At 66.5% G+C, this 4,909-nt stretch carries 5 protein-coding genes; 1 reads left to right on the top strand and 4 read right to left on the bottom strand.

Features of this window, described 5'->3' with window-relative positions; genetic code table 11:
• Positions 1-687 (top strand): DUF3410 domain-containing protein (locus RI841_RS14340; protein ID WP_310706313.1); only part of this gene is annotated, 687 nt, incomplete at its 5' end.
• A gap of 73 nt (positions 688-760) precedes the next feature.
• Here the strand turns inward: RI841_RS14340 and htpX are convergent.
• The 4 genes from htpX to msrB form a co-directional block, all read right to left on the bottom strand.
• Positions 761-1,660, bottom strand: a complete 900-nt coding sequence (htpX, locus tag RI841_RS14335; RefSeq protein WP_310706312.1) for a protease HtpX — start codon at positions 1,658-1,660, stop codon at positions 761-763.
• Positions 1,661-1,779: 119 nt separating this feature from the next.
• Positions 1,780-3,009: a pyridoxal phosphate-dependent aminotransferase gene (locus RI841_RS14330; protein WP_310706311.1), complete on the bottom strand. Its 1,230-nt coding sequence runs from the start codon at positions 3,007-3,009 to the stop codon at positions 1,780-1,782.
• A 210-nt stretch (positions 3,010-3,219) separates the two neighbouring features.
• Entirely contained in the window at positions 3,220-4,176 is a 957-nt protein-coding gene (ylqF, locus tag RI841_RS14325) for a ribosome biogenesis GTPase YlqF (RefSeq protein ID WP_310706310.1), read from the bottom strand.
• A 90-nt stretch (positions 4,177-4,266) separates the two neighbouring features.
• Positions 4,267-4,668 (bottom strand): peptide-methionine (R)-S-oxide reductase MsrB, encoded by a 402-nt coding sequence (msrB, locus tag RI841_RS14320; RefSeq protein WP_310706309.1) that lies wholly within the window; start codon positions 4,666-4,668, stop codon positions 4,267-4,269.
• Between the last annotated feature and the right edge of the window lie 241 nt (positions 4,669-4,909).

Here is a 4,909-nt window from a genome sequence, read left to right as displayed (position 1 = left end):
CCCGGCTTCGTGGAGCTGGACACCCTGATCGACGAATGCGACGTGCTGTGCCTGCATACCCCGCTGGTGAGAGAGGGGCCCCATGCCACCCACCACCTGCTCGATGCCCAGCGCATCGCCGCCCTGGCCCCGGGGAGCGTGCTGCTCAACGCCGGGCGCGGCGACTGCGTGGATGGCCAGGCGCTGCGACAGCGGCTGGCGGGGCAGGGCGACGTCACCGCGGTGCTCGATGTCTGGGAGCACGAACCCGCCATCGACAGCGGCCTGTCGGATCTCGCCGCCATCGCCACACCGCATGTTGCCGGCTACAGCCTGGACGGCAAGCTGCGCGGCACCCACCGGATCTACCACGCCCTGGCCCGGCATGTCGGCCTGCCGGCGCGATGGACGCTGGCGGACCTCGCCCCCCCGCCCCCGGTCAGGCGCCTCGTCCTGGACGGTGGCCTCTCGCCCGAGGAGGCGCTCCGCCTGTGCCTGCGCGCCGTCCATGACGTGCGGCGTGACCATGACAGCCTGCACCGCGAAGCCCGTCGCCAGGGCATGGCAACGGGCTTCGATGCCTGCCGAGCGGCCTACCCGCTGCGTCGTGAGTTCGCGACCCTGGACATCGAGCTTCGCGAGGGGGCGCGAGGTGTCGCACCGCTGCTGAGAGGCGCGGGCTTCTCGGTCGTCACCGTCACGGCCTGACGCCGATGGTACGGTAAACGTCAGCGGGCCCGCCGGTTGGCGGGCCCGCTTTTATGTATCGGCTGGCAGGGGGTTACTGCCGGTAGGCCGCTTCCTTCAGCGCGCGGATGCGGTCATCCAGCGGTGGGTGGCTGGCGAAGAACCGCTCCATCAGCGAGCGCGTCTGGCCCTTGGTGATGGCCATGGCGCGCAGGGTGTCCGGCATCTGGTCCGGCATCTCCGTCTCGGCCTTGAGGCGGGCCAGGGCGTTGATCATGGCCCCGCTGCCGGCGAGGTGTGCGCCGGCGCTGTCCGCGCGATACTCCCGGAAGCGAGAGAACCAGGCAACGATGGCCGAGGCGATCAGCCCGAAGACGATCTCGGCGACGATCACGACCGCGAAGTAGCCCATGAAGCCCAGGCCCCCTTCGCCATCACGCCGCAGGAAGCTGTCGACCAGGTGGGCGACCACTCGTGCGAAGAACATCACGAAGGTGTTGAGCACGCCCTGGATCAGCGCCAGGGTGACCATGTCGCCATTGGAGACGTGGCCGATCTCGTGGGCCAGTACCGCGCGGACCTCCTCAGGGCGCATGCGATTGAGCAGGCCGGCAGAGACCGCCACCAGGGCATCATCCTTGTTCCAGCCGGTGGCGAAGGCGTTGGACTGCTGGGCCGGAAAGATACCCACCTCGGGGGTCTTGATGCCGGCGTCACGGGCCAGCTCCGTCACGGTGTCGACCAGCCACTTCTCGGTAGCGTTGGACGGCGACTCGATGATCACCGTGCCGGTGCTGCGCTTGGCCATCCACTTGGAGATGAACAGCGAGATCATCGAGCCGGCCATGCCGAAGATGAAGCAGAAGATCAGCAGGGCATTGAAGTTCATGCCCTGTTCGGTCAAGTAGCCCTCCACCCCCAGCAGTCGCAGGGTGATGCTGGCCACCACGAGTACGGCCAGGTTGGTGCCCAGGAAGAGCAGGATTCTCATCATTGCCGGAAATCTCCAGTCGTCGGAAAGGGGCGCCGCGGTCAGCGGCCTGCACAAGCTGTTGCTTAGATACGCGGTTGCCCGCCGGGTTTCATGCGGCGGGTAACCGCGCATGCCCCGGTCTACTGGCGGTAGCGCGACAGGAAACGGGCGAAACGGTCCAGGGCGTCCTCGAGCTGGTCGGCCCAGGGCAGGGTGACGATGCGCACATGGTCGGGATCGGGCCAATTGAAGGCTGTGCCTTGCACCAGCAGGATCTTCTCCTGCAGCAGCAGATCGAGCACCAGCTGCTGGTCGTCCTGGATATTGAACACCTTGGGATCGAGCCGAGGAAAGGTGTAGAGGGCCCCCTTGGGGCGGGTGCAGCTGACCCCGGGGATGGCATTGAGCTTCTCGACGGTGATGTCGCGCTGGGCGAGCAGGCGCCCGCCGGGCAGGATCAGGTCGTTGATCGACTGGTAGCCGCCCAGCGCCGTCTGGATGGCGTGCTGGGCCGGCACGTTGGCGCACAGACGCATCGAGGCCAGCATGGTCAGCCCCTGGATGAAGTCGTCCGCGCGTTGCTTGGCGATGTTCCCCGAGAGGATCATCCAGCCGCTGCGGAAACCGGCGCAGCGGTAGCTCTTGGAGAGCCCGTTCATGGTGACCACCAGCTGGTCCTCGCCGGCCAGCGCCCCGGTGGAGACATGCTCGACCCCGTCGTAGAGGATCTTGTCGTAGATCTCGTCGGAGAACACCACGAGGTCATGTTCCCGGGCGATCTCCAGCAGCTCGCGTACCACCGCCGGCGGATAGACAGCGCCGGTGGGGTTGTTGGGATTGATGATCACGATCGCCCGGGTGTGGGCGGTCACCTTGGCGCGGATGTCGGCCATGTCCGGTGCCCAGTCGGCCTGCTCGTCACACAGGTAGTGCACGGCGTGGCCGCCGGAGAGGTTGGCCGCCGCAGTCCACAGCGGGTAGTCGGGAGCCGGGATCAGTACCTCGTCGCCGTCGTTGAGCAGCGCCTGCATGGCCATCACGATCAGCTCGGAGACGCCGTTGCCGATGTAGATGTCCTCGATGCCGACGCCCGGGATCTCCTTGCGCTGGCACTCCTGCATGATCGCCTTGCGCGCTGAATAGAGTCCCTTGGAGTCGCAGTACCCCTGGGCGGTGGGCAGGTTGCGCATCACGTCCTGGAGGATCTCCTCCGGCGCCTCGAAGCCGAAGGGGGCAGGGTTGCCGATGTTCAGTTTGAGGACGCGCTGGCCCTCCTCTTCGAGCCGCTTGGCATGCTCGAGCACCGGGCCACGGATGTCGTAGCAGACGTTCTCGAGCTTGTGCGATTTCCTGATGGGGGGAGTGTCCATGGCGTTGTCTATCCAGTGTCATCCAGAAGCCTTGAACTCCTGGGCTATCGGGTCGAGGCGTTCTACTCGGTGACAGGGCTACGAGCGGGGTCGGCTTTCCGGAGGCGCTGTAACCCCTTCCTCGGGCGCTACCGACGCCATCCTTGGCCTAGGACCCTTCGACCTGTCCCCGGTATTTCTCGTCGTCATGTCGAATCGTCGCGTGGTGGATTATGCGGGCTGATCGGTCGGCGGGCTATCTTCCTCTTGCGTTGGCTCGGGCGGTATGTCCGCTGGCGTCTCCAGGGTCAACCGGCCCAGCTTGCCGTCCCGCAACTCGTGGAGTAGCACTTCGGCACCACGGTGCAAGTCGACCTCGCCCCCCGGGCGCAGGCCGCCACGCTTGCCGGCGATCTCGGCGAGAATGGCATGACCGTCGTAGCCGGCCAGCGCGAGCAGGTCGACCCTTACCGGGCCGTCGGCCTCGATTCGGTCGGCCTCGGGGTGGGGTACGTACTCGGGCAGGGTCTTGAGCTTGTAGCGCGCCTTGAGGGCCTCGGGGTAGCGCCTGGCCAGTTCGGCAGCGGCGACCACGGCCACCTCCACGTAGTCGATGGCGGTGTCGCGGATGGCGCCGCTGGCCGCCAGGCGGTGGGCGCTGGCCTGGTCCTCGATCTTCGGCCACAGCACCCCGGGGGTGTCGATCAGCGCCACGCGGCCGCCGATGCGCACTTTCTGCTGGCGCTTCGTGACTGCCGGTTCATTGCCGGTCTTGGCGATCGTGCGCCCGGCCAGGCCATTGATCAGGGTCGACTTGCCCACGTTGGGTATGCCCATGACCATCACCCGCACGTCGCGGTCGGCACGCACCTGGCCGGCCAGCTCATGGCACAGCTTCGGGATGCGCTTCAGCTCGCGCGCCTGGGTGGTCGTCACGGCCAGGGCTCGGGTATCGTCCTGGGCGTCGAAGAAGGAAGTCCACTCCCGGGTCCGCTCGGGGTCGGCGAGGTCGGCCCGCGAGAGGATCTTGAGCACCGGCTTGTGGCGGGTCAGCTCGGCGAGCATGGGGTTGGCGCTGGAGTAGGGCAGTCGGGCATCGAGGACCTCGATCACCACGTCGATCTCCGGCAGCGCCTCGAGGATCTGCCGGCGCGCCTTGTTCATGTGTCCCGGGTACCAGCCGAGCATCGAGCCTCTCCTGCATGCGCTTGAATGAAAATGGCCGCCCATCATAGCAGATGGGCGGCCGTCTCAGGGGAGGGCGGTGACGGGCAGAGACTACTCCCCGGCGTGAAACTGGATGGCTACCGAGTTGATGCAGTAGCGCAGTCCGGTGGTCTCCTGTGGGCCGTCGGGGAATACATGGCCCAGATGGGCGTCGCAGCGCGCACAGGTGACTTCGGTGCGCTGCATGCCGTGGCTGGTATCGGTCTGCTCCGCCACGCAGCTCGGGGTGAAGGGGCGGTCGAAACTGGGCCAGCCGCAGCCGGCGTTGAACTTGCGCTCGTTCTCGAACAGCGGAGCGTTGCAGCAGACGCAGTGGTAGATGCCATGCTCGTCACTCACGTGGTAGTGGCCGCTGAAGGGCGGCTCGGTACCTTTCTCGCGAGTGACACGGTACTGCTCGGGCGTCAGCTGCTGCTGCCATTCGGCATCGCTCTTCTGGATCTTGCTGCGCATGGCCTCTCTCCTTGTCATGGCGCCGGGTGCGGGCCTGGCGTGTCATCTCCATTCTGACACCAATATGGGCGGGTGTTTCCAGTCGCAGGGCTGGATCCGTTACTTGATATCAACGCCTGGCGAGACCCGCTTGACAGCTTCCCGGGTGCTGGGTAATATTCGCCGCACCTCGACGAGGCGAGACATTGCGTCCCATTCGTCTAGTGGTCCAGGACACCGCCCTTTCACGGCGGTAACAGGG

Origin of the sequence: Halomonas sp. (assembly GCF_031581305.1) — a bacterium.
Classification (GTDB): Bacteria; Pseudomonadota; Gammaproteobacteria; order Pseudomonadales; family Halomonadaceae; genus Halomonas.
The sequence above is the reverse complement of the archived record's forward strand: the minus strand, read 5'-3'. Positions and strand labels throughout refer to the sequence as shown.

What these genes read in the sequence shown, in the direction of transcription:
- RI841_RS14330 (WP_310706311.1), bottom strand. Translation starts at nt 3,009, where the DNA reads ATGGACACTCCCCCCATCAGGAAATCGCACAAGCTCGAGAACGTCTGC.
- msrB (WP_310706309.1), bottom strand. Translation starts at nt 4,668, where the DNA reads ATGCGCAGCAAGATCCAGAAGAGCGATGCCGAATGGCAGCAGCAGCTG.
- ylqF (WP_310706310.1), bottom strand. Translation starts at nt 4,176, where the DNA reads ATGCTCGGCTGGTACCCGGGACACATGAACAAGGCGCGCCGGCAGATC.
- htpX (WP_310706312.1), bottom strand. Translation starts at nt 1,660, where the DNA reads ATGATGAGAATCCTGCTCTTCCTGGGCACCAACCTGGCCGTACTCGTG.